Here is a 22438-nt window from a genome sequence, read left to right as displayed (position 1 = left end):
ATCAGCTCGTCAGCCCGCCGGCCGCGATCACGGTCACGGCGCGGCGGTTCTTGGCGTAGCAATCCTCGGACGAGCACACCTCGAGCGGCCGCTCCTTGCCGTAGGTCACGGTGCGCAGGCGGTTGGCCGAGATGCCCTGGCTGACCAGGAACGCCCGCGCGGATTCGGCGCGGCGCGCGCCGAGGGCGAGGTTGTATTCACGCGTGCCCTGCTCGTCGGCGTGGCCTTCGATGATGGCGGTGTAGGACGGGTTCTGCGTCAGCCAGCGGGCCTGGCCGATCAGCGTCTGGCGGGCGCTGTCGGACAGGGTCGAGGTGTCGACGGCGAACAGGACGCGGTCGCCGACGGTCTCGTTGAAATAGGCCGGCGAGGACGGGTCAAGCGCCCCTTGCGTCACGCCGCCCGCACCCGGAAGACCGGCCCCGGCGCCACCATCGACGCCCATGCCGGCACCGCCCGCGAAGCGGTCGGGGTTCGAACACGCGGCCAATCCGACCATGCACAGAACCAGTCCCAGCTTTCCCATCATACGCATCAATGCGCTCCCTCGTTATGTTTCATGTTCCCTAGCACCGTTTTGCAGCGCTGTTAACGGCTCAGGGCAACAGCGGCGACCACGCCGGGTCCGACGCGCCCGCCGGCGTCTCGATCCGGCGCAGGTTCCGCCCCGACACGTCCACGGAATAGAGCGCCGAGGCACCCCCCGCACCGGACGTCTCGCGCGTGAACATCAGCACCCGGCCATTGGGCGCCCAGGTCGGGCCCTCGTCGAGGAAGCTCGCCGTCAGCAGGCGCTCTTCGCTGCCATCGGTGCGCATCACGCCGATATGGAACCGGCCCTCGTTCTGCTTGGTGAAGGCGATCAGGTCGCCGCGCGGGGACCAGACGGGCGTGCCGTAGCGGCCCGCGCCAAAGCTGATCCGCTGCGCCTCGCCACCATTCGCCGGCATGATGTAAAGCTGCGGGGTGCCCGAGCGGTCGCTTTCAAAGACGATCTGGCTGCCATCGGGGCTGAACGAGGGCGCCGTCTCGATCGAGGGGGCGTTCGTCAGCCGCTCAGGCGCGCCGCCGGGGCGCACGCGGTAGAGGTCCGTGTTCCCCCCGGTCGAGGCCGAGAAGATCACCGTGCTGCCGTCCGGCGCATAGCGGGGCGAAAAGGTCATCGACTCCGCCGGAACCTGCAGCGCCGATCGGCTGACCGACCCCACGTTCATCTCGTAGATCTGCGGGAAGCCGCTTTCGTAGCTGGTGTAGAGCACCCGGTCGCCCTGCGGCGAGAAGCGCGGCGCGAGCACCAGCGAGCCGCCGTCGGTCAGGTACTGCACGTTCGCGCCGTCGTAATCCATGACGGCAAGACGCTTCTGGCGGTCGTCCTTCGGCCCCTGCTCGGACACGAAGACCACGCGGCTGTCGAAATAGCCCGACTCGCCCGTGATTCGGCTGTAGACCGCGTCGGCCACCCGGTGCGCCAGGCGGCGCCAATTGCTTTCGTTGCCCTGAAGCTGAAGCCCCTCGCCCAGCGGCGCCTCGGAGAAGACGTCGAACAGCCGGAACTTCACCGACAGCGACCCATCCGCGCCGGTGCTGACGGCACCGGTGATCAGCGCCTGCGCGTTGATCGCCTGCCAGTTCGCATAGGTGACCGACGGCGTGAACTCGGTCAGCTGGCTGACGAAAGCGTCTTGCGAGATCCGGCGGAACAGCCCCGTGCCCGTCAGGTCGTCGGCGATGACCTGCGTGATGCGGTCGGCCCATTGCTGCGCCTCGGGCGTTTCGGCGATGAAGGTCGGGATCGCGAAGGGCAGCGGTTCGACCACCCCCTCGGTGATCTCGATCCTCAGCGGTCCGTCCTGCGCCTGTGCGCCATGTGCCACGGGCAGGATCGCCAGCGCCGCCGCGAAAAGCGTCGTCATCAGTTTCATGGGTATGTTCCCCCTCGTCTGTCCGTTCCGGTCCGGCATCCCTGCCTCACCTGACCCGCATCTCGGCGGGATTGAAAGTCACTTCGACTTGTTGCCATTGAGCATATTTCTCGGGCGGCAGATCGTATCCGCTGCCCTCGACGGCGCAGCGCAGGATCGCGCGGCGCCCCGAATCGTAGGCCGCCCGCTGCGCCATCTCGGATCCCCCGGTCGCGGAAAGCTGCGTGATCGAGCTCGAGACCGGCATCCCGTCCGGCGTCATGTCGAAGCGGATCGTCACGTTCACATCCGCCGCCTCCGAGCCGACATCCACGTTCCAGCACCGGCGTATCGCCAGGATGAAGTTCTGCCGCTCGCCTTCCGTGATCGGCGGGCCCGCGGGCATCCCCGGCGCGGCGCCTTCCTCGACCATCTGCTCCAGCCCGGCGATCGTCTCTTCGACGGCCGTCTGCACGTTGTCCGAGTTCGCCTCGACCACCTGCCCCTCGGTCTGGGGGGCAGGCTCGGGCTCTACCGGTTCCGGTTCTGGCTCGGGCTCGACCGCGACGACCTGCTCGGGCCGGCCGCGCGGGCGGGCGGTCTGCGACGGGGCGGCGTCGGCAAGCGTGGTCGACGGGTCCTCGGCCTCGGTCACGATCTCGGTCGTGGTTTCCTCGGGCGCGGCGGGGGCCTCTTCCTCGACGGGCTCGAGCTGGGGCTCCGGCTCGGGGGCCGTCGCCTCCTGCTGCTCGGGTGCGGTCTCGGCCTCCAGCGGCGGCGCGGGCGTCACCTCGTCGGCCACGCGCGGCGCGGCCTGCGGCGTGTCGGTGTCGTCCTGCGGCACGTCGGGCCGCTCGGGGCGCGGGGCGGGATCCAGATCGGGGGCCGGTATGGGCTCCACCACCGGCTCGGGCTGCGGTTCGGGTTCGGGCGCTGGTTCGGGCTCGGGCTCGGGCTCCGGTTCGGGCACCGCTTCGGCGGCGGGTTCGGCCACGCGCGGCTCTTCGGGCGGAGACTCTTCCTCGGGCGCCGCAGGGTCCACCGCCGCCGTGGGCTCTTCGGCCGACTCCATCGGTACCGGCTCGGGCTCTTCGACAGTTTCGGGCCGGGTCAGCACCGCGAATTCCTCTTCGCTCAGCACGGTCACTTCCGTCGACTCCACGGGCGGCAGCGGCTCGGACTCGAACCACCCCCCGAAAAGGAGAAAGAGGATCAGCGCACCATGCGCACTCCCGGATATGATGAGCGGCGTGTCCATGCCCCTGACGGGCCCCCTCGCCTACTGGTCCGACCCGTCGAGCCGCGGCCCGCCCGCATCCGTCACAAGGCCGATCTGGTTGAACCCACCCGAGTTCAGCGCCCCCATCACCTCGGCCACGCGGGAATACGGGATGCCACCATCCGCACGCAGGAACACCTTGCGGCTTTCGCGCTCGGCCGCGATGGAGCGCAGTTGGCCGATGAGGTTCCCGCTCTCGGTTTCGTTGTCCATCAGCAGGACCTGCCCCTCGGCGGTCAGCGTGATCGTCAGCGGCTCTTCCTGCTCGGTCGGCAGCGCCTCGGCCGATGTCTCGGGCAGTTCGATCGGCACGCCCACCGTCAGCAGCGGGGCCGAAACCATGAAGATGATCAGAAGCACCAGCATGACGTCCACGAAGGGCGTCACGTTGATTTCCGACATCGGCCGCACGCGGCTGCGACGCCGCCGTCGGCTGCCGCCCGCCTCCTTCGAGATGACGCCGGCGCCCATGTCAGCTATCCAGTTGCCGGGAAAGGATGGTCGAGAATTCGTCCGCGAAAGCCTCGTAGTCGCCCACGATCCGGCCCTGATCGGCCGACAGCTTGTTGTAGAAGATCACCGCGGGAATGGCCGCAAGAAGGCCGAGGCCGGTGGCCAGCAGCGCCTCGGCGATGCCGGGTGCCACGACGGCAAGGTTGGTGTTCTGCTGCTCGGCGATGTCGATGAAGGCGGTCATGATGCCCCAGACGGTGCCGAAGAGGCCGATGAACGGCGCGACCGAGCCGATGGTCGCCAGGATCGGCAACCCGCGCTCCAGATCGTCGGCCTCGCGCGCGATGGTGACGTCCATCGACCGCTCGATCCGCGCCTGCGCGCCGGGGATCATCCGCCCGTCGTTTCTGTGCGACCGCTGCCATTCGGCCATGCCGGCGGCAAAGACGCTGGCGGCGCGGCCCGACGGTTCGGGGCCGAGCTTGCGGTAGAGGTCGTCAAGCGGCTCGCCCGACCAGAACGCCGCATCGAAGCTCGACGCTTCTGAGCGGACGTTGCGAAAGGTCAGCATCTTGCGGATCGCGATCGCCCAGGACCAGACGCTGGCCGCGATCAGCATCAGCATGACCAGCTTCACCAGCAAAGAGGCGCGGGCGAACAATCCCAGCATGGAAAAATCCAGCTCTGACGCGGCCGCGAGTGCTTCCGTTTCCATATGTCCTGCTCTTTTACCTGCCATCCGGATCCGTTTTCGGACCTCGTTGCGCTCTTACCTACAGCGTCCGCGCGGAAAAAGCCACATATTGCGCACGATGGGGTGAGGCGGGAGGATGCACCGCCCTTCGGCGAGAACTTGCCGCAGCCGCACGGGCATCTGAGGCCGGCCGCGGGCTGGCATGGGGACGCCAGCGGGCCTATCTGCCCCCGAGGCAGGACCAGGGGGACGGGCATGATCGGAGAGGCCATCGACGGCGTTACCACGCGGGCGGAAGCCCTGACGCGGGGGCTGGCCGAGCGCTTTCAGGGCAACACGATCCGCCTCGGTGTCACCGGGCTCAGCCGCGCGGGCAAGACGGTGTTCATCACCTCGCTCGTGGCGAACCTGCTGAACCGGGGGCGGATGCCGGGGCTGACCGGCGTGTCGACCGGCGCGATCAGGGCGGCCTACCTGCAGCCGCAGCCCGACGACACCCTGCCCCGCTTCGACTACGAGACGCATCTCGACGCCATGACCGGCACCGATCCCCGCTGGCCCGAAAGCACCCGCGCCACCAGCGAGCTGCGCCTGTCGCTCAAGGTGCAGCCCGGCGGCTTGCTGGGCGGGGTGCGGGGTCCGCGCACCCTGCATCTCGACATCGTGGACTACCCCGGCGAGTGGCTTCTCGACCTCGGCCTGCTCGAGAAGAGCTTCGCCGAATGGTCCGAGGGTGCGCTTGCCCGCGCCGCCCAGCGCGGCGCGGGGGCCGAGTTCCTCTCGACCCTTGCGGACGTCGACCCCGCTGCCACCTTCACCGACCACGACGCGGCGCGCCTGGCCGAGCTCTGGCGCGGCTACCTGACCGAGGCGAAGGAGGCCGGCTTCTCGGACTGCTCGCCCGGCCGCTTCCTTCTGCCGGGCGAAATGGCGGGCTCCCCCGCCCTGACCTTCGCGCCGCTGCCCCCGTCCGAGGCCCCCAAAGGCTCGATGGCCAAGGAGTTCGAGCGTCGGTTCGAGGCCTACAAGCGCGAGGTGGTCAAGCCGTTCTTCCGCGCCCATTTCTCTCGGATCGACCGGCAGGTGGTGCTGGTCGATGCGCTCGGCGCGATCCATGCGGGGCCGCAGGCGGTGGACGATCTGCGCGTCGCGATGGCCGACATCCTGACCGCCTTCCGCCCCGGCCGAAACGCCTTCCTGTCCGAGATCTTCCGCGGCAAGCGGGTGGAGAAGATCCTGTTCGCCGCCACCAAGGCCGACCACCTGCACCACTCTCAGCACGGCCGCCTGACCCGGATCATGGAGGCGCTGACCGACGACGCCCGCCGCCGCGCGGACTATGCCGGCGCACGCACGGCCTCGATGGCGCTGGCCAGTTTGCGCACGACGACCGAGGACACCGTTCCGCACGAGGGCGAGACCCTCGACGTGGTGCGCGGCCGGCTGGCGGACGGCCGCCGCGCCGCCTTCTGGCCGGGTGAGCTGCCAGAGGATCCGCAGGCCCTCCTGTCGCAGGGGCGGCGGGGCGAGGCGGCGTGGCTCGACGGAGATTATGCCGTGATGAATTTCGTCCCGCAGACCGGCAAGATGAAGCCGGGCGAGGGGCCGCCCCATATCCGGCTGGACCGGGCGGCAGAGTTCCTGATCGGCGATCGGCTATGAGCCGGCGGAAAGCGAGGGTTACATGGCACGCCGCCCCATCCTGATAGAAGACGAGACGGCGGAGCACGCCGGACCGCACGAGGCACCGCCCGTCCCCGACGACCTGCCCACGACGGGCGAGGCCCCCTCGGGCCAGGCGATGCGCACCATGGCCGCCCTTGCCTCGCGACCGCGATCCGCCCTCGGCGCATGGTTCTGGCGGATGCTCGGCGCGACGCTGATCTTCATGCTGTCGGTCGCCACCTGGGCCGCCATCGACGCGATGCTGGCAAGGTCGGTCATCCTCGGCTGGGTCGCCACGGTGCTGGTGGGCGGGCTGATCCTCACCTCGCTCGGCCTCGCCGCGCGCGAGTTGCGCGCGCTTGCCCGGCTCAAGCGCGTCGGCTCGATCCAGCTCGAGGCCGCCGAGGCCGCGCGGTCGAACGACCTCAAGACCGCGCGCGACGTCGCCCGCCGCCTCGTCGCCCTCTACGCGCACCGCCCCGAACTCGACTGGCACCGCACCCGCTTCGAAGAGCGCGCCCCCGACCTGTTCGACGCCGACGCGCTTCTGGGCCTTGCCGAACACGAGCTGCTCGGCCCCCTCGACATGGCCGCGCGGATCGAAGTCGAGGGCGCGGCCCGCCAGGTCGCCGCCGTCACCGCCGTGGTGCCGCTGGCGCTGGCCGACGTCGCCGCCGCCTTCGTGTCGAACCTGCGCATGATCCGCCGCATTGCCGAAATCTACGGCGGCCGCGCCGGAACGCTCGGCGCGTGGCGCCTGACCCGCGCCGTCTTCACGCACCTCGTGGCCACCGGCGCCGTGGCCGTGGGCGACGACCTGATCGGATCGGTCGCGGGTGGCTCGGTCCTTGCCCGCGTCTCGCGCCGCTTCGGCGAGGGGATCGTGAACGGCGCCCTCACCGCCCGCGTCGGCGTCGCCGCGATGGAGGTCTGCCGCCCCCTACCCTTCGCCGCCGTCGAGAAGCCACAGGTCCACCGGATCATTGGCCGCAGCCTCTCGGGCCTCTTCCCGCAGAGTCGCACGGAGAGCCGCGCCGACTGACCGCGGGGAACCCGGCCGCACCGGCCGGGCTTTACCGTCCATCCCCCAGCACGGGCCCATCATGTCCAACGAGACCGTCTCCGCCGATCCCATCGACCCCGACACCCTAGAAGTGGATCTTGCGCGGGCCGCCACCGTGCGCGAGCTGCAGCGCATCCGCGGGCTCCTGACCATCGCGGTGCTGATCGGCCTCACCGTCGCCTGCTTCTTCGCGCGGGACGTCCTGCTGCCGGTGATCCTGGGCCTCATGGTCGCGCTCACCCTGTCGCCGGTGGTCCGCTGGGCAAGCCGCCGCGGCGTCGCCCCGCCGCTGACCGCCGTGGCACTGGTCCTGTCGCTCGCCGGGGTGATCGGCGCCGCCGGCTACGCGATGAGCGAACCCGTTTCGAACTGGGTCGAAACCGCGCCCCAGATGGGCCAGGAGGTGCAACGCAAGCTCGCCGGCATCTTCGAATCGGTCGAGAAGGTCCAGGAAGCGTCGGACCAGGTCGAAGAGATGGCGACGGACGAGGATGCCGGCGTCCAGAAGGTCGTGCTGGATCAGCCCGGCCTGCTGAACTCGGCCGCCAGCTACGCTGCTTCGATCGGGGCGACCCTGTCCGTGGCGCTGGTCCTGGCGCTGTTCATCCTGGCCTCGGGCGACCTGTTCTACGTCAAGATCGTTGAGGCCTATCCCCTCCTGAGCGAGAAGAAGCGAGCCCTGCGCATCGTCTACGGGGTCGAGCGTGCGATCTCTCGCTACCTCTTGACCATCACCGCGATCAATGCGGCCCTCGGCGTCGTCGTCTTCGGAGCGCTATGGGCGCTGGGGCTGCCGAACGCGTTCATCTGGGGTTTCGTCGCCTTCGTGTTCAACTTCCTGCCCTTTATCGGGGCGCTCGCCGGCACCGTCCTCGTAGGGTTCTACGCGCTCGTCACGCTCGACACGGTCGGCCACGCCCTACTGATGCCGGCTGCCTACATGGCCGCCACCAGCCTCGAAGGGCAGTTCTTCACGCCTTCGATCCTCGGGCGGCGGCTGAACATGAACACGGTGTCGGTTTTCCTGACCGTGGTGTTCTGGGGCTGGCTCTGGGGCATCCCCGGGGCGTTGATGGCGGTGCCGTTCCTCGTGATCGTCAAGGTGATCTGCGACAACGTCAAAAGCCTGCGAACGCTGGGCAGCTTCCTTGGCGGGGCGGACACCGCAGTCGCCGAGCCCGAAAGCGCCCGGGCCTGACTCAGATCTCGTCGCGCCAGCTGTGGACGGGGTTGAACCCGACGAGCCGCCGGGCCTTCCCGATCGAATACATCGTCTCGTCGGGGGCCATTTCGTGCTTGTACGGGACGCCCTGGTAGAACCGCTCGGCGATCTGGTCGCTGGTCAGGTCCACGCTGGCATCGGGGTTCGCGACGTTGAACACCTCGTAGCCCAACCCGTCGGTCTTCAGGCAGCAATCCACCATCCGGCCCAGGTCGCGCGCGTCGATATAGGCGAAGATGTTGCGGCGGCGCAGATCGGGGTCCTTCACGAAGGCCGGGAACATCTTGGCATATTCATGCGGCTCGATCACGTTGTTGATCCGCAGCCCGTAGATGTCCGCCTTTGACCGTTGCTGGAAGCTGCGCGCCGTGGCCTCGTTGCAAACTTTCGACATGGCATAGCTGTCGCCCGGGATGGTGGGATGCTCTTCGTCGACGGGGATGTATTCGGGCTTGCGCTCGCCATCCGCGAAACAGATGCCGTAGGTCGTCTCCGACGAGGCAAAGATGATCTTGCGCACGCCGAGCCCCACGGCCGCCTCGATCACGTTGTAGGTGCTCATCGTGTTGGTGCGGAACGTCTCGTTGTCAGAGGTGATCATGATCCGCGGGATCGCCGCGAAATGGACCACCGCATCGTAGGGCCGCACCCCGTTCCCGCCCTCCAGTTCGTCGAAATCCGCTGGTTGCGTCAGCGCGTTCCACACCGTCACCGGCTCGATCAGATCACCGGTCAAGTTCTTCACCCCCGCCACGTCCAGAGGCACCAGGTCTAGATTCGTGACCTCGTGCCCCTGCTCGATCAGATAGGGAACCACGTGCCGGCCGGCCTTGCCGCTGCCGCCGGTGAACAGGATGCGCATGGGTAACCTCCGTTCCGAATAGACGCAGAAGCTAGCCGTACGCGCGGCAAGGTAAAGCAGCGCCTTGCCCGGCCCTTCGCTTCCTGCGAGACTGCCACGGCCCAAACCAAGAACATTGCGAGCAGCACCATGGCCGACGACCTTCTCAAAGGCGGGGAACCGCAGACCTACGACGCCTCCTCGATCGAGGTGCTCGAAGGGCTCGAACCCGTCCGCAAACGTCCCGGCATGTATATCGGCGGCACCGACGAACGCGCGCTGCACCACCTCGTCGCCGAAGTCCTCGACAACTCCATGGACGAGGCCGTCGCCGGCCACGCCAACCGCATCGAGGTCGAGATGCACGAGGACGGCTCCTGCACCATCCGCGACAACGGCCGCGGCATCCCGACCGACCCGCACCCCAAGTTCCCGGGCAAGAGCGCGCTCGAGGTCATCCTCTGCACCCTCCACGCGGGCGGCAAGTTCTCGGGCAAGGCTTACCAGACGAGCGGTGGCCTGCACGGCGTCGGCATCTCGGTCGTCAACGCCCTGTCGGACCACGTGCGGGTCGAGGTCGCCCGCGACCGCCAGCTCATGGCGCAGGAGTTCAGCCGCGGCAAACCCACCGGCCCCATCGCCCCCGCCGGCGCCGCCCCCAACCGCAAGGGCACGTCCGTCACCTTCCACCCGGACGCCGAGATCTTCGGCAACCTCAAGCTCAAGCCCGCGCGTCTCTTCAAGATGATCCGCTCCAAGGCCTACCTCTTCTCGGGCGTGAAGATCCTCTGGAAGTCGCACATCGACGACGGTGAAACCCCGACCGAGGCGACTTTCCACTTCCCCGGCGGCCTCTCCGACTACCTCAAGGAAACGCTCGGCGCTGCGGCCACCTACGCCGACACCCCCTTCGCCGGCTCGGTCGACTTCAAGGACGCGCCGGGCAAGGTCGAATGGGCGATCAACTGGACCCCCTCGCGCGACGGCTTCATCCAGTCCTACTGCAACACGGTCCCCACCCCCGAAGGCGGCACGCACGAGGCCGGCTTCTGGGCCGCGATCCTCAAGGGCATCCGCTCCCATGGCGAGCGTGTGGGCAACAAGAAGGCCGCCAACATCACGCGCGAGGATCTGACGGCCGGCGGCTGCGCCCTCGTCTCCTGCTTCATCGCCGAGCCCGAATTCGTCGGCCAGACCAAGGACCGCCTCGCCACCAACGCCGCGCAGCGCCTTGTCGAAACCGCGATCCGCGACCGCTTCGACACCTGGCTTGCCGCCGACACCAAGGCCGCCACCGCGATCCTCGACTACCTTGTCCTGCGGGCCGAGGAACGCCTCCGCCGCCGGGCCGAGAAGGAAACCCAGCGCAAGTCCGCCACGAAAAAGCTCCGCCTCCCCGGCAAGCTGGTCGACTGCACCGCCAAGAACCGCAAGGGCACCGAGCTTTTCATCGTCGAGGGCGACAGCGCCGGCGGCTCGGCCAAGATGGCCCGCATCCGCGAGATGCAGGCCCTCCTGCCCCTGCGCGGCAAGATCCTGAACGTGCTCGGCGCCGCCTCCTCCAAGCTCGGCTCCAACCAGGAGATCAGCGACCTCTGCCAGGCGCTGGGCGTCAACATGGGCTCGAAATTCGTCCTCGACGACCTGCGCTACGACCGCATCATCATCATGACCGACGCCGACGTGGACGGGGCGCACATCGCCTCGCTTTTGATGACGTTCTTCTTCACCCAGATGAAACCGATGATCGACGCGGGCCACCTCTACCTCGCCTGCCCGCCGCTCTACCGCCTGACCCAAGGGGCGCGCCGCGAATACGCGCTGGACGAGGCCGAGAAGGACGCGTGGTTCAAGAAGGGCCTTGGCGGCAAGGGCAAGATCGACGTCTCCCGCTTCAAGGGCCTGGGCGAGATGGACGCCAAGGACCTCAAGGAAACCACGATGAACCCCAAGACCCGCAAGCTGATCCGCGTGAGGATCGACGAGCAGACCGAGACCAGCGATCTGGTCGAACGCCTCATGGGCAAGAAGCCCGAGCTTCGCTTCGAGTACATCTCGCAGAACGCGAAGTTCGTGGAGGAGTTGGATGTTTGAGACGAGTCTCAGCAGCCCCTTTCTGGGCGGCGCTGCGAGTGCGACAACCCTAATACTGGCGCTGATCGCGTTTATCTCATGGGTGAAAAAGAGAAAAGCGTTAGTCTATTATTCGTTATATCGCCACGACTACCTGCGCGGCGAACCCGATACTTCAGTTTCCATAAGATTTGAAGGTGAAGGCTTCTCGTCGGAAAAGCTGTATACAGATTTTGTTCTTATATCGAATTATACTGATGAGGCGATCGACGAAACTAGCTTTATGGAACCGTTGCGATTTAATGCCCCTATTGGGAGTGTGGCCTCGCTCGATATCTCATGGGATCCGTTAAAAAAAACCATAGCCCGACAAGAAGGAGAAGAGCTGCAATTAGTTCAAACAGCGGTTCCGCCTCGCGATGGCCTTGTCATAAGGTGCACCCACGATGGCAGATTTTCATTCTTACAAACCTGCCACACTCGACGTTTTGGGACTTTACGAAGGTACGACCCGCGCCAAGTGTGGACTGACCTCGCTCCATATCTCTCCGGGTTTCTCTTCGCCATTAGTGGAGTTTTCGCGCTGCCTGCAACGGGGATGGAAATAATTGGCAGTTCGCTTCTACTAATCGGCGCTGTCATTCTGTTTTACGCAGAAAAAATCGCGTTCAGAATAACTAGCTACAACCGGACTTCGGCAGAAAAATTTTTCATTGCTTGTACGTCAAATTATCTAAGATAGATCGCTTATGCGCATTCTTGCTCGCCGAAGCAAACCATTCGAAAGAATGCACACACGTGCTCGTCATACCTCTCCCCTTTAAGCCGCCCCCAAGCATCTCCTCCAGAAGGTCGACGCCGATAAAGCGGCCCTACCAGACGGCCTCTAGAAAGAGGCGCGGCATAGGTCCACGCATCTGCCAACGGGAAGCCCGCCCTCGCCTCGTCGTAAAGCTCGGGCAGTCAGACCTCTATCGGCTCCACCGCAGAGACGCCCAAGGACAGGTGCGCTGCCTCGCCCCCAACCAGCCCCCGCCTCACACGAACGCCAGCACCGCCAGACACACCGCAGGGATCGCCATCTGAACCGGCCGCAACCGCGCGAACCAGCGCGGAGCGTCGCCCCGCCGCGCCGCCAGCGTGTCCAGCACCGTCAGCGCCGCGAAGGCCCCCGCCAGCACCAGCGCCCCCAAGGGTGGCACCAGCACCAGCCCTAGGAAGGCCGCCGAGAACAGGCCGAGCATCTCTGCCAGCACATGCGGCCGCGGCCCCTCGGGCTGAGCGAACGAGAATCCCCGCCGCACCCCCGACACGAAGATCACGATGCTCGCCCCCCACAACACCGCCAGCCGCAGCGCCAGCTCGTCCAGCCACGGCGGCCCCACCCACACCCCGAACAGGGCCACAAGGAACGGCACCATCGGCCCCCATCCAAAGACATGGGCATCCCACGGGATGCTCTTCCGGTCGGGTCTGTTCGCGTGTTCATCCATGCTGCCCCAGCGCAGAGGCGTTAACACCGGTTCCCCAGACCGCGCAAACCCCACGAATCGACCCCTCCCGGCCGAGACTCACGCTCACGCGCCCCCTCTCACGGATCTCTCACGCTGTTCCTACGCGACTCTCACACGATTCATACGTTTCTCCGACACCCGAGAGGCAGGACGAACCCGCTTAACGCCCCCCTCCCGCACCCGCCCGGGCGGTGCCGATCTGCAACACAACCTCACGTTGAGAACGCATTTCAACACGCGCTCTTTGCCGGTCCCCCGATCCATGCCTAGCTTGATCCGTCGTCGGGCGCGGTGGCTCGGCGATTCCTCCCTGAAGGACTGGCCACGCCCCTCCGGCGTGGCCCTTTTCAGTCCCGGGGCTCCTTCAGCGCCCGCAGCGCCGCCGGCATCCGCCGGACCGCCCCGCTCCGCCAGTCGATCGCGACCAGCTCGACCTGCGCCCGAAACAGCGCCTGCCCGCCCCGCTGCACCACCTGCTCCAGCCGCACCCGAACCCCGCTCGCATCCACCAGCGCGGTCGTCACATCCAGCACATCGTCCAGCCGCGCCGAAGCCAGAAACTCCGCCTCCACCCGTCGCACGGCGAACACGGTCCCCTCGTCCCGCAGCGCCACCTGGTCGATCCCCAGCGTCCGAACCCAGTGCGACCGTGCTCTTTCTATGTATTTCAGGTAGTTGGCGTGATAGACGATCCCGCCCATGTCGGTATCTTCGTAATAGACCGTCACCCGAAACCCCATCGCCTCACCCCCCGATCCGGGCCGACAGGCGGTAGGCATGCGCCCCATCCGTCGTCGCCCGCGGCATCACCGGATCATAGGCGGCGCGGATCAGCCGCCCGATCTCGGGGCGCAGGATCACCGTTCCATCGGGCGCCTCGGCCAGCGCCGAACGCTCCGAAAACGCGGTGTCGGACCACAAGAGGATCGTCTGCACCACCTGCGACAGGGCCACGATTTCAGCCGGAAGGGCAGACATCTCGTCGTCCATCCGAACGAACACGAACGCCGCCCGGATCGCCCCGTCCTCCTCGAAGCGAAAAGCGCGGTACTGGTTCGCCCCCGCCTCTTCGAGGCGCGGAAGCAGCGACTCAAGGTCCGGGATCAGCCGCCCGAGGTCCGGGACATGGCGCAGTTCATCCCACTCGCGCAGGAAGAAGACCATGAAGTTCACGCCAAGTTCCGGGTCCGTCTCGACCACCGGGTGCCGCGCCAAATCCGCCACCGCCTGAAGCGCGCCCTTCATGACCGAGAGCGTCTGATCCTCGACTCCGAAAACCACCGGCGCGATAGGCCGCCCCCACCTCGCAAACACGTAACTGCCGTCCGAGCGGGTGAATTGCCGGGCAACGTCGTCGGGCGTCATGGAGCCTCCGATTTCCATATCGTCGGGCCTGTTCCTAGCCCAGCCTTCACGTGTCGAACAGATCGCCGTCCGACACCTTCGGCGGACGCAGCCCAAGATGCGACCACGCGCGGGGCGCCAGCATCCGGCCGCGCGGCGTGCGCTGCACGAGGCCCTGCTGCAGGAGGAACGGCTCGATCACTTCCTCCAGCGCGTCGCGGCTTTCCGACAGGGCGGCGGCCAGCGTCTCGATGCCCACGGGGCCGCCGTAGTAGTGCTCCGCGATCAGCCCGAGGTAACGCCTGTCGGCCCCGTCGAGGCCGATCTCGTCCACGCCAAGCCGCGTCAGCGCCCGGTCCGCAAGGTCCCGCGTCAGTCGCCCGTCCCCCTCGACCAGCGCGAAATCCACCACGCGGCGCAGCAGGCGGCCGGCGATCCGGGGGGTGCCGCGGGCCCGGGCCGCGATCTCGCGCGTGCCCTCCGGCTCCGCTTCGACGCCAAGAAGCCGCGCACCGCGCGCGACGATGTCCTGCAGTTCGTCGACGGTGTAGAATTGGAGGCGAACAGGGATGCCGAACCGATCCCTCAGGGGCGTCGTAAGAAGGCCCAGCCGGGTCGTGGCGCCGACCAGGGTGAAGGGCTGCAGCTCGATCCGGACGGTTCTGGCGGCGGGACCCTCGCCGATCACGAGGTCGAGCTCGAAATCCTCGAGCGCGGGATAGAGCACCTCCTCGACCACGGGATTCAGGCGGTGGATCTCGTCGATGAACAGGACGTCCCGCGCCTCGAGATTGGTCAGGATCGCAGCCAGATCGCCCGCCTTGGCCAAGACCGGGCCCGAGGTCATCCGGAAGTTGACGCCAAGTTCCCGCGCCATGATCTGCGCCAGCGTCGTCTTCCCGAGGCCGGGAGGCCCATGGAACAACGCGTGATCCATCGCCTTGCCGCGCATACGGGCGCTTTCGATGAAGACGCGCAGGTTGGCACGGGCCTCGGCCTGCCCGGTGAACGCGTCGAGCGTCTGCGGGCGCAGGGCGGGGCCGTCATCCTCGGGCAGCGGCTCGGGGCGGAGGGTCGGGTCGGCGCCGGTCATGCTGCACTCATGCCGGCGCCAGTCGCTTCAGCGCGCCCCGGATCAGCGCGGCGGTATCGGCATCGGGTGCTTCGGCCGCAGCCTCGGACGTGGCGCGGGCTGCCTCTGCGGGCGTGTAGCCAAGGTTCGCGAGCGCCGACATCGCCTCGGCCTGCGCCGAAGCGCTTTCCGTGCGGCGGGGCGCCTTGGGAGCCGCAGACGGCGCTTCGCCCGTCACTGGCGTCGCATCCTCGTCGAAGATCGCACCGCCCTGCGCACCCAGAGCCATGACCGCGGGCGCCTTGTCCTTCAGCTCGTTCACCACCCGGGCGGCGATTTTCGGGCCGACACCCGGTGCCGCCCGGATCGCCGCGCTATCGGCCAGCGCGATCGCCCGGCTGACACCCTCGGGACCCAAAGCGCCCAGGATGGCGAGAGATGCGCGCGCGCCGATGCCCTGGACGCTCATCAACAGGCGGTGCCACTCCTTCTCGAGCAGCGTCGCGAAGCCGAAAAGCTGCAGCAAATCCTCGCGCACCAGAAGGTCGGTGAACAGCGAGACCGGCTCGCCCGCTCTCGGCAGCGACAGGCGCGTGCGTTCCGAGACATACACGACGTAGCCCACCCCGCCGACGTCGATCAGGACGTGATCGTCGCCCAGATACCCGACCCGGCCCGACAACCGCCCGATCATGCGCGCACTGCGTCCCAGGCGCGGGCGGTGGACAGGTGCACGGCATGGCACAGCGCGATGGCCAGCGCATCGGCCGCGTCCGGGCCGGCGGGCTCGGCGCCGGGAAGTTGCATGCGGATCATGTGGTCGACCTGAGGCTTGGCAGCATGGCCGACGCCCACCACCGTCTTCTTCACCTTGTTCGGTGCATATTCCCCGATGGTGAGGCCCGCCTGGGCCAAAGCCAGAAGTGCCACCCCCCGCGCCTGCCCCAGCTTCAACGAACCCGCCCCGTCCGCGTTGACGAAGGTCTGCTCGATGGCCGCCGCTTCGGGGGCATGGGCGGCGATCACGTCGCACAACTGCCGGTGCAGAGATACGAGCCGCAGCGCAAGCTCCTGCTTTCCGTCCGAACAGCACAATCCGTTCGCAATGTGCCGCATCCGGCTGCCATCTGATTCGATCACGCCCCACCCCATGGTGCGGAGACCCGGATCCACCCCGAGAACTCGCATGCTGCCTGCCCCTTTATTCGTTATTTCCTGCTCACTAGCACGAATGGGGAACACGCGCCAAGCGGTCGGTTTCCGACTTGCCGCTCACCAGTCGCGACAAAGCCGGCAAATAGCGACATGGGTCGGTCGAAAAACGACATGTCGAGCGCGACAATCTTTCACGTTTTCAGTGGGTTATGGGGATTGATTTCGCGGCACGGTCGAAGCACATGAAGGCCCGGCGCAACCGTCATCAATGCAAGGATACCAAGATGGCGCTTTATGATCTTCACCGTTCCTACGACACGCCTCGCACGGCCGTTCTGACCTACCGTGCCGCATCCGCCCTGTTCGACCTGGTCGGCCGGCTCACCGCGCGCCGCAGCCGCCGTGCGTCCCGGACGCTGTTGAAGCTGAGCGACTGGCAACTCGCCGACCTCGGGTTGAGCCGAACGGATCTGAGCCGCCTGTGACGTCCAAGCCACCTGCCGACGGCGTAGTCACGGCAGGTGGCGAGACGAGGCTGGCCCCGCGTCAGGTCCGCCGCATCGTCAGCGTCGTCCAGTCGCCGATCACGTCGCGCTCGACCAGCTCATAGCCGTTCCGCTGGTACACCGACACGACCTCATCCGCCTGCGGGTTGAGGATGCCGGAGAGGATCAGGTGCCCTCCCGTGCGGGAATGGGCCGCCATCTCGGGCGCGAGGGCGATCAGGGGGCCCTTCAGGATGTTCGCGAAGATCAGGTCGTAGGGGCCGGCACCCTCGATCCGGGGGTGGTCGAAGCCCGTCGCCTCGAGGCAGATCACCCGCCCCGCCAATCCGTTCAGGGCGACGTTCGCCTCGGCCACGTCCACGGCGACGCGGTCTATATCCGACGCGATCGGCACCACCGGCAACGCCTTTGCCGCGGCCATCGCCAGGACGGCCGTGCCGCAGCCGATATCTGCCACCGTCGCGGGCGCGACGCCGGCGGCAAGCAGGCGGTCGAAGGCAACCAGGCACCCCTTGGTCGTGCCATGGTGCCCGGTGCCGAAGGCCATCGCCGCATCGACGAGCAGCGGAATGCAGCCTTCGGGCACCCTGTCCGCGTCGTGCGAGCCGTACAGGAAGAACCGCCCGGCCTCGACCGGCGACAGCTCGCGACGGACCTTCGCGACCCAGTCGATCTCGGGCAGCTCGGACACGGCGAACGCGCGGGCCGAGAATGTGACCGCCAGCAGCGCCAGCCCCGCTTCGTCCGGGGTTTCGGTGAAGTAGCCGCCGACCTCCCACAGGCCCGAGCCGTCCTCCATCTCGAACACGCCCACACCGGTCGGCTCGGGATCGAGCCGTTCCATCGCGTCGCCCAGGGCCTTGGCGTTCGACTCGTCCGGCACCAGCGTCAGGGCGGTATAGGTGGGCATGTGGAACAACCTTTCGGTGCGTGTGCTTCTGGGCGGCATCTGTTCGGGGGGATTAGCCATGTAAGCGCAAGGCTCGCAAGACTTGTCGGTGGTGAACCAGCCGCCTCGTCCTACCTGCGAGCAGAGCAAAGCACAGGTGGGACCATGGCGATCGAACTTCATTGCTTCGGAGAAAGCGGCAACGCATACAAGGCCGCGCTGCCGATGGAACTGGCGGGGCTCGACTGGCGGCCGGTCTTCGTGGACTTCTTCAACGGCGCCACACGCACCGAGGCGTATCGCCGCGACATCAACGCCATGGGCGAGGCCCCGGTGATGGTCGATGGTGACGTCACGCTCACGCAGTCGGGCGTGATCCAGCAGTATATCGTGGAAAAGACCGGTCGCTTCGGCGGAGCGGACGCCGCCGAGGCGCGAGAGGTGCTGCGGTGGCAGTTCTGGGACAACCACAAGCTGTCGGGCCAAGCGGGAACGGTGCGCTTCCTGATGAACTTCGTGCCCGAGGAGAAACGTCCGCAGCCGGTCATCGAATTCATGCAAGCCCGGCTTCGGAGCGTCTATGATATCCTCGAAACGCATCTGACGGGACGGGACTGGATCGTGGGACGGGACGTCACAGTCGCGGACTTCTCGTGCTGCTCTTATCTCTACTATCCGGAACCCTTCGGTTTCGACCGGGCCGACTGGCCTGGGATCGACCGGTGGCTCGGGAACATCCAGTCGCTCGACGGCTGGAAGCACCCCTACGATCTGATGCCCCGCGGGGGTTGAGAGGAGGACACGATGACTGAGGCCTATATCTTCGATGCCGTGCGCACGCCGCGTGGCAAGGGCCGCAAGGATGGCAGCCTGCACGAGGTCACCTCGGCCCGGCTGTCCGCGGTGACGCTGAACGCCCTGAAAGAGCGCAATGGCCTCGAAGGTCACGCGGTCGAGGACGTGATCTGGGGCAACGCCACGCAGGTCAAGGAACAGGGCGGCTGCCTTGCCCGGACCGCCGTGCTGGCCAGCGACCTCGACCAGTCGATTCCCGGCCTGTCGATCAACCGCTTCTGCGCCTCCGGACTCGAGGCCGTGAACCTCGCAGCCAACCAGGTCCGTGCCGGCGCGGGCGAGGGCTACATCGCCGGCGGCGTGGAATGCATGAGCCGCGTTGCCATGGGCTCGGACGGGGCGGCGATCGCGGTCGATCCCTCCATCGCGATGAACAGCTACTTCGTGCCCCAGGGCATCGCGGCGGACATCATCGCGACCGAGTACGGCTTCAGCCGCGACGATGCCGACGCCTTTGCCGTCGAAAGCCAGAAGCGCGCCGCCAAGGCGTGGGAGGAAGGCCGCTTCGACAAGTCCGTCATCGAGGTGAAGGACATCAACGGCCTGACCATACTCGACCGCGACGAGTACATGCGCCCTGGCACCGACATGCAGTCGCTGGGCGGCCTGAACCCCGCCTTCAAGGAGATGGGCGAGACCATGCCCGGCTTCGACCAGATCGCGCTGATGAAATACCCGCACCTGGAAGCGATCAATCACATCCACCATGCCGGCAACTCGTCGGGCATCGTCGACGGTGCGGCCGGCATCCTGATCGGCTCGAAGGAGTTCGGCGAGGCCCGCGGCCTGAAGCCTCGCGCCCGCATCCGCCACACCGCCAAGATCGGCACCGACCCAACCATCATGCTGACCGGCCCCGTTCCCGTGACCGAGAAGATCCTGCGCGACAGCGGAATGGAGATCGGCGACATCGACCTCTTCGAGGTGAACGAGGCGTTCTCGGCGGTCGTCCTGCGGTTCCTGCAGCGGTTCGAGATCGACCCCGAGCGGCTGAACCCGAACGGCGGTGCCATCGCCATGGGCCACCCGCTGGGCGCCACGGGCGCGATCATCCTCGGCATCCTGCTCGACGAGATGGAGCGGACGGACAAGGAAACCGGCCTCGCCACGCTCTGCGTCGCCTCGGGCATGGGTGCTGCGACGATCATCGAGCGAGTGTGATCCGATGCCCGAGATCGACTTCCAGAGCTGGATCGATGCGCGCTCGAAGAGCTTCTTCGACTACGACTTCGACAAGCATCTGACGTTGGTGCACCTGCCCTTCGCGATAGCGACACGGACAGCGGTGTTCGTCGTGGAAGACGAGGACAAACTGCGCGTCGGTTTCAACGCATGGAGCGACATGCTGAAATCGCAAAGGGCGACCGACATGATCTGCACGGCGCGCAAGGTGGACCCCATCGGCGACGACATGATCGCCGGCACCTTCGACACCGAGATCCTGAGGGGCGCCGTAAGGGTCTGCAATCCTTACCGGAGCACCGCAACGCTGCGGAAGGTCGACGGCACCTGGAAGGCGATCTCGATCGCGAACGGATTGATGAATTCGACCTGGCCCTTCGTCCTGCCGAATGTGGATCGGGACTCGGGCGGTCAGGAACTGATTTGGACGGGCGACACCGACCCGACAGGAGAGAACGATGGCTGATTTCAAGCTTGAGAAGCACGAGGACGGCGTGGCCGTCATCACCTGGGACGCCGAAGGCCGCTCGATGAACGTGATGACGCGCGAGGCCTTCGCCGATGTCGAGGCGATGATCGACGACGTGCTGTCGGACGATGCTGTGAAGGGCATCGTCATCACCTCCGGCAAGAAGGACTTCGCCGGCGGCATGGATCTGAACGTGTTGGCGAAGATACGCGAAGAAGCCGGCGACCAGCCCGCCAAGGCGCTGTTCGACTTCACGATGGAAGGCCACCGGATCCTGCGCAAGCTCGAGCGTGCGGGCCTCGACGACAAGAACAAGGGCGGCAAGCCTGTCGCGGTCGCCCTGCCCGGCACCTCCGCCGGCATCGGGACCGAGATCGCGCTGGCCTGTCACCGTCGCTTCATGGCCGACAACCCGAAGGCAAAGATCGGCCTGCCCGAGATCATGGTCGGCCTCTTCCCAGGCGCCGGCGGCACCACGCGCTATTCGCGCATGGTCGGCGCGATGGCGGCCTCTCCGGTGCTGCTCGAAGGCAAGATGCTCGACCCGAAGAAGGCCAAGAGCGCGTCGCTGATCGACGAGATCGTCCCGGCCGACGAACTGCTCGACCGCGCTAAGGCCTGGGTGCTCGAGGCCAAAGACGCCGACATCGTGAAACCCTGGGATCAGAAGGGCTGGAAGATGCCGGGCGGCGAGCCCTACCACCCCGCCGGCTTCATGACTTTCGTCGGTGCCAGCGCGATGGTGAACGGCAAGACCAAGGGCGTCTTCCCCGCGGCCAAGGCGCTGCTGTCGGCCGTCTACGAAGGCGCCATGGTGCCCTTCGACACGGCCCTGAAGATCGAGGCGCGCTACTTCGTCAACGTGCTGATGAACCCGTCCTCCACCGCGATGATCCGGTCTCTGTTCCTCAACAAGCAGGCGCTCGAGAAGGGTGCGAACCGACCCGACGCGCCCGACCAGACCGTCAAGAAGGTCGGGATCATGGGCGCGGGCATGATGGGCGCCGGCATCGCCTATGTCTCGGCGCTGGCGGGGATCGAGGTCGTGCTGATCGACCAGGAGCAGGCCAATGCCGACAAGGGCAAGGCCCATGCCGAGGGTATCCTCGACAAGGGTATCCAGCGCAAGAAGGTCACCGAGGACAAGAAGGCCGAGGTTCTGGGCCGCATCAACGCGACCACCGAATACGAGGCGCTGTCGGACTGCGACCTGATCGTCGAGGCGGTGTTCGAGGATACCGGCATCAAGGCCGAGGTCACGAAAAGGGTCGAGGCCGTCGTCGGCGAGGACTGCATCTTCGCCACCAACACCTCGACCCTGCCGATCACCGAACTGGCCGAGGCCAGCACGCGCCCAGAGCAGTTCATCGGCATCCACTTCTTCAGCCCCGTCGACAAGATGATGCTGGTCGAGATCATCAAGGGCCAGAAGACCGGCGACCGGGCCGTGGCCAAGGCGCTCGATTTCGTGCGCCAGATCCGAAAGACGCCGATCGTGGTGAACGACGCCCGCTTCTTCTACGCCAACCGGTGCATCATCCCCTACATCAACGAAGGGGTCCGCATGGTGAAGGAGGGAGTCGAGCCCGCCCTGATCGAGAACGCGGCCAAGCTGCTGGGCTTCCCGCTGGGCCCGCTTCAGCTTACCGACGAGACCTCCATCGACCTCGGCGTGAAGATCGCCAAGGCCACCAAGGCGGCCATGGGCGACGCCTATCCGAATGCGGAAGTGGACGAGGTCCTGTTCTGGCTCGCCGACGAGGGCCGCATGGGCCGCAAGGCCAGCGCGGGCTTCTACGCCTATGACGACAGCGGCAAGCGCCAGGGTCTGTGGGAGGGCCTCGCGCAGAAGTTCCCGGTGGCCGACGACCAGCCCGATCTGACCCGCGTGCAGCATCGCCTGATGATGGCGCAGGTGCTCGAAGCGGTGCGGGCGTTCGAGGAAGGCGTGCTCGAGGATATCCGCGAGGGCGACGTGGGCGCGATCCTGGGCTGGGGCTTCGCGCCGTGGTCGGGCGGCCCGTTCTCGTGGCTCGACATCATCGGCGCCGCCAAGGGCGTGGAGATCTGCGAGACGCTGACCGCCAAATGCGGCGAGCGGTTCGAGACGCCGAAGCTCCTGCGCGAAATGGCCGAGAGCGGCGCGCGCTTCTACGCCCGCTACGGCGAGGGACAGGCCGCCGCCTGACCTGCCCAAGACCTTGAAACGCCGGGCCATTGGTCCGGCGTTTCTCTGGCACCGCCGCAACCGTTGCCGATCG

23 protein-coding genes are annotated in these 22438 nt (G+C 66.9%); 10 read left to right on the top strand and 13 right to left on the bottom strand.

From position 1 onward, the window contains the following. Position 1: 1 nt before the first annotated feature. From pal to tolQ, 5 genes are all read right to left on the bottom strand, one after another. Positions 2-535 carry a peptidoglycan-associated lipoprotein Pal gene (pal, locus tag PAM7066_RS12635; protein WP_085854575.1) on the bottom strand — a complete coding sequence of 178 codons (534 nt, stop codon included), beginning with the start codon at positions 533-535 and terminating at the stop codon, positions 2-4. 61 nt (positions 536-596) lie between these two features. Continuing rightward, the gene (gene tolB, locus PAM7066_RS12630; protein ID WP_085854574.1) at positions 597-1922 is read right to left on the bottom strand and encodes a Tol-Pal system beta propeller repeat protein TolB; all 1326 of its coding nucleotides are present in this window, start codon (positions 1920-1922) and stop codon (positions 597-599) included. Positions 1923-1968: 46 nt separating this feature from the next. Then, a complete protein-coding gene (gene tolA, locus PAM7066_RS12625) occupies positions 1969-3159 on the bottom strand; it encodes a cell envelope integrity protein TolA (RefSeq protein ID WP_085854573.1) in 1191 nt (396 codons plus the stop codon). 21 nt (positions 3160-3180) lie between these two features. Next, on the bottom strand, positions 3181-3651 hold the full coding sequence (gene tolR, locus PAM7066_RS12620; RefSeq protein WP_085854572.1) for a protein TolR: 471 nt from the start codon (positions 3649-3651) through the stop codon (positions 3181-3183). 1 nt (position 3652) lies between these two features. Next, entirely contained in the window at positions 3653-4348 is a 696-nt protein-coding gene (gene tolQ, locus PAM7066_RS12615; protein WP_085854571.1) for a protein TolQ, read from the bottom strand. Positions 4349-4582: 234 nt separating this feature from the next. On the opposite strand from tolQ, the gene PAM7066_RS12610 reads away from it, so the two are divergent. From PAM7066_RS12610 to PAM7066_RS12600, 3 genes are all read left to right on the top strand, one after another. Next, the gene (locus PAM7066_RS12610; protein WP_085854570.1) at positions 4583-5989 is read left to right on the top strand and encodes a YcjX family GTP-binding protein; all 1407 of its coding nucleotides are present in this window, start codon (positions 4583-4585) and stop codon (positions 5987-5989) included. 22 nt (positions 5990-6011) lie between these two features. Further along, positions 6012-7034: a YcjF family protein gene (locus PAM7066_RS12605; protein WP_085854569.1), complete on the top strand. Its 1023-nt coding sequence runs from the start codon at positions 6012-6014 to the stop codon at positions 7032-7034. Between the two features lie 61 nt (positions 7035-7095). Beyond that, positions 7096-8253: an AI-2E family transporter gene (locus PAM7066_RS12600; protein ID WP_085854568.1), complete on the top strand. Its 1158-nt coding sequence runs from the start codon at positions 7096-7098 to the stop codon at positions 8251-8253. 1 nt (position 8254) lies between these two features. Here PAM7066_RS12600 and PAM7066_RS12595 read toward each other — a convergent pair whose 3' ends face one another. Next, positions 8255-9139: an NAD-dependent epimerase/dehydratase family protein gene (locus PAM7066_RS12595; protein ID WP_085854567.1), complete on the bottom strand. Its 885-nt coding sequence runs from the start codon at positions 9137-9139 to the stop codon at positions 8255-8257. 129 nt (positions 9140-9268) lie between these two features. Between PAM7066_RS12595 and parE the strand changes: the two genes are divergently transcribed. Both parE and PAM7066_RS18665 read left to right on the top strand, forming a co-directional pair. Further along, positions 9269-11212, top strand: a complete 1944-nt coding sequence (gene parE / locus PAM7066_RS12590) for a DNA topoisomerase IV subunit B (protein ID WP_085854566.1) — start codon at positions 9269-9271, stop codon at positions 11210-11212. Further along, positions 11205-11933 (top strand): hypothetical protein, encoded by a 729-nt coding sequence (locus tag PAM7066_RS18665; RefSeq protein WP_139215001.1) that lies wholly within the window; start codon positions 11205-11207, stop codon positions 11931-11933. Before parE ends, PAM7066_RS18665 begins: the two co-directional genes overlap by 8 nt. Before the next feature lie 295 nt (positions 11934-12228). Here PAM7066_RS18665 and PAM7066_RS12585 read toward each other — a convergent pair whose 3' ends face one another. The 6 genes from PAM7066_RS12585 to ruvC all read right to left on the bottom strand — a co-directional run bounded on the left by PAM7066_RS12585 (position 12229) and on the right by ruvC (position 16309). Then, on the bottom strand, positions 12229-12684 hold the full coding sequence (locus PAM7066_RS12585; RefSeq protein ID WP_085854565.1) for a DUF3429 domain-containing protein: 456 nt from the start codon (positions 12682-12684) through the stop codon (positions 12229-12231). Between the two features lie 368 nt (positions 12685-13052). Continuing rightward, positions 13053-13484, bottom strand: a complete 432-nt coding sequence (ybgC, locus tag PAM7066_RS12580; protein WP_245749677.1) for a tol-pal system-associated acyl-CoA thioesterase — start codon at positions 13482-13484, stop codon at positions 13053-13055. Beyond that, the gene (locus PAM7066_RS12575) at positions 13450-14070 is read right to left on the bottom strand and encodes a hypothetical protein (RefSeq protein WP_085854710.1); all 621 of its coding nucleotides are present in this window, start codon (positions 14068-14070) and stop codon (positions 13450-13452) included. The genes ybgC and PAM7066_RS12575 overlap by 35 nt, the downstream gene beginning before the upstream one ends. Before the next feature lie 46 nt (positions 14071-14116). Then, positions 14117-15142, bottom strand: coding sequence for a Holliday junction branch migration DNA helicase RuvB (ruvB, locus tag PAM7066_RS12570; RefSeq protein ID WP_085854563.1), 1026 nt, complete (start codon positions 15140-15142; stop codon positions 14117-14119). Positions 15143-15149: 7 nt separating this feature from the next. Then, positions 15150-15815 (bottom strand): Holliday junction branch migration protein RuvA, encoded by a 666-nt coding sequence (gene ruvA / locus PAM7066_RS12565; protein ID WP_085854562.1) that lies wholly within the window; start codon positions 15813-15815, stop codon positions 15150-15152. Beyond that, positions 15812-16309 carry a crossover junction endodeoxyribonuclease RuvC gene (ruvC, locus tag PAM7066_RS12560; RefSeq protein WP_085854561.1) on the bottom strand — a complete coding sequence of 166 codons (498 nt, stop codon included), beginning with the start codon at positions 16307-16309 and terminating at the stop codon, positions 15812-15814. Before ruvC ends, ruvA begins: the two co-directional genes overlap by 4 nt. 251 nt (positions 16310-16560) lie before the next feature. On the opposite strand from ruvC, the gene PAM7066_RS12555 reads away from it, so the two are divergent. After that, the gene (locus PAM7066_RS12555; RefSeq protein WP_175484643.1) at positions 16561-16761 is read left to right on the top strand and encodes a YjiS-like domain-containing protein; all 201 of its coding nucleotides are present in this window, start codon (positions 16561-16563) and stop codon (positions 16759-16761) included. Positions 16762-16822: 61 nt separating this feature from the next. Here PAM7066_RS12555 and PAM7066_RS12550 read toward each other — a convergent pair whose 3' ends face one another. After that, positions 16823-17692, bottom strand: coding sequence for a 50S ribosomal protein L11 methyltransferase (locus PAM7066_RS12550; protein WP_085854559.1), 870 nt, complete (start codon positions 17690-17692; stop codon positions 16823-16825). Positions 17693-17836: 144 nt separating this feature from the next. On the opposite strand from PAM7066_RS12550, the gene PAM7066_RS12545 reads away from it, so the two are divergent. The 4 genes from PAM7066_RS12545 to PAM7066_RS12530 are packed head-to-tail and all read left to right on the top strand — an operon-like array spanning position 17837 to position 22365. Further along, positions 17837-18463 (top strand): glutathione S-transferase family protein, encoded by a 627-nt coding sequence (locus PAM7066_RS12545; protein ID WP_085854558.1) that lies wholly within the window; start codon positions 17837-17839, stop codon positions 18461-18463. A 12-nt stretch (positions 18464-18475) separates the two neighbouring features. Beyond that, the gene (locus PAM7066_RS12540; protein ID WP_085854557.1) at positions 18476-19687 is read left to right on the top strand and encodes an acetyl-CoA C-acetyltransferase; all 1212 of its coding nucleotides are present in this window, start codon (positions 18476-18478) and stop codon (positions 19685-19687) included. Positions 19688-19691: 4 nt separating this feature from the next. Next, positions 19692-20174: a hypothetical protein gene (locus tag PAM7066_RS12535; protein WP_085854556.1), complete on the top strand. Its 483-nt coding sequence runs from the start codon at positions 19692-19694 to the stop codon at positions 20172-20174. Beyond that, complete coding sequence (locus PAM7066_RS12530) at positions 20167-22365, top strand: 3-hydroxyacyl-CoA dehydrogenase NAD-binding domain-containing protein (RefSeq protein WP_085854555.1); 2199 nt, start codon at positions 20167-20169, stop codon at positions 22363-22365. The genes PAM7066_RS12535 and PAM7066_RS12530 overlap by 8 nt, the downstream gene beginning before the upstream one ends. Positions 22366-22438 lie beyond the last annotated feature (73 nt).

It is taken from the genome of Palleronia marisminoris (assembly GCF_900172315.1).
Taxonomy (GTDB): Bacteria; Pseudomonadota; Alphaproteobacteria; order Rhodobacterales; family Rhodobacteraceae; genus Palleronia; species Palleronia marisminoris.
This window is presented reverse-complemented; position numbering and strand designations above follow the sequence as displayed.

Coding starts and splice junctions, on each gene's coding strand:
- PAM7066_RS18665 (WP_139215001.1), top strand. CDS start 11,205: ATGTTTGAGACGAGTCTCAGCAGCCCCTTTCTGGGCGGCGCTGCGAGT.
- PAM7066_RS12575 (WP_085854710.1), bottom strand. CDS start 14,070: ATGACGCCCGACGACGTTGCCCGGCAATTCACCCGCTCGGACGGCAGT.
- PAM7066_RS12600 (WP_085854568.1), top strand. CDS start 7,096: ATGTCCAACGAGACCGTCTCCGCCGATCCCATCGACCCCGACACCCTA.
- PAM7066_RS12540 (WP_085854557.1), top strand. CDS start 18,476: ATGACTGAGGCCTATATCTTCGATGCCGTGCGCACGCCGCGTGGCAAG.
- pal (WP_085854575.1), bottom strand. CDS start 535: ATGCGTATGATGGGAAAGCTGGGACTGGTTCTGTGCATGGTCGGATTG.
- tolR (WP_085854572.1), bottom strand. CDS start 3,651: ATGGGCGCCGGCGTCATCTCGAAGGAGGCGGGCGGCAGCCGACGGCGG.
- ruvB (WP_085854563.1), bottom strand. CDS start 15,142: ATGACCGGCGCCGACCCGACCCTCCGCCCCGAGCCGCTGCCCGAGGAT.
- ruvC (WP_085854561.1), bottom strand. CDS start 16,309: ATGCGAGTTCTCGGGGTGGATCCGGGTCTCCGCACCATGGGGTGGGGC.
- ruvA (WP_085854562.1), bottom strand. CDS start 15,815: ATGATCGGGCGGTTGTCGGGCCGGGTCGGGTATCTGGGCGACGATCAC.
- PAM7066_RS12535 (WP_085854556.1), top strand. CDS start 19,692: ATGCCCGAGATCGACTTCCAGAGCTGGATCGATGCGCGCTCGAAGAGC.
- tolQ (WP_085854571.1), bottom strand. CDS start 4,348: ATGGAAACGGAAGCACTCGCGGCCGCGTCAGAGCTGGATTTTTCCATG.
- PAM7066_RS12595 (WP_085854567.1), bottom strand. CDS start 9,139: ATGCGCATCCTGTTCACCGGCGGCAGCGGCAAGGCCGGCCGGCACGTG.
- parE (WP_085854566.1), top strand. CDS start 9,269: ATGGCCGACGACCTTCTCAAAGGCGGGGAACCGCAGACCTACGACGCC.
- ybgC (WP_245749677.1), bottom strand. CDS start 13,484: ATGCCTACCGCCTGTCGGCCCGGATCGGGGGGTGAGGCGATGGGGTTT.
- PAM7066_RS12530 (WP_085854555.1), top strand. CDS start 20,167: ATGGCTGATTTCAAGCTTGAGAAGCACGAGGACGGCGTGGCCGTCATC.
- PAM7066_RS12555 (WP_175484643.1), top strand. CDS start 16,561: ATGGCGCTTTATGATCTTCACCGTTCCTACGACACGCCTCGCACGGCC.
- PAM7066_RS12550 (WP_085854559.1), bottom strand. CDS start 17,692: ATGCCCACCTATACCGCCCTGACGCTGGTGCCGGACGAGTCGAACGCC.
- PAM7066_RS12585 (WP_085854565.1), bottom strand. CDS start 12,684: ATGGATGAACACGCGAACAGACCCGACCGGAAGAGCATCCCGTGGGAT.
- tolA (WP_085854573.1), bottom strand. CDS start 3,159: ATGGACACGCCGCTCATCATATCCGGGAGTGCGCATGGTGCGCTGATC.
- PAM7066_RS12605 (WP_085854569.1), top strand. CDS start 6,012: ATGGCACGCCGCCCCATCCTGATAGAAGACGAGACGGCGGAGCACGCC.
- PAM7066_RS12545 (WP_085854558.1), top strand. CDS start 17,837: ATGGCGATCGAACTTCATTGCTTCGGAGAAAGCGGCAACGCATACAAG.
- tolB (WP_085854574.1), bottom strand. CDS start 1,922: ATGAAACTGATGACGACGCTTTTCGCGGCGGCGCTGGCGATCCTGCCC.
- PAM7066_RS12610 (WP_085854570.1), top strand. CDS start 4,583: ATGATCGGAGAGGCCATCGACGGCGTTACCACGCGGGCGGAAGCCCTG.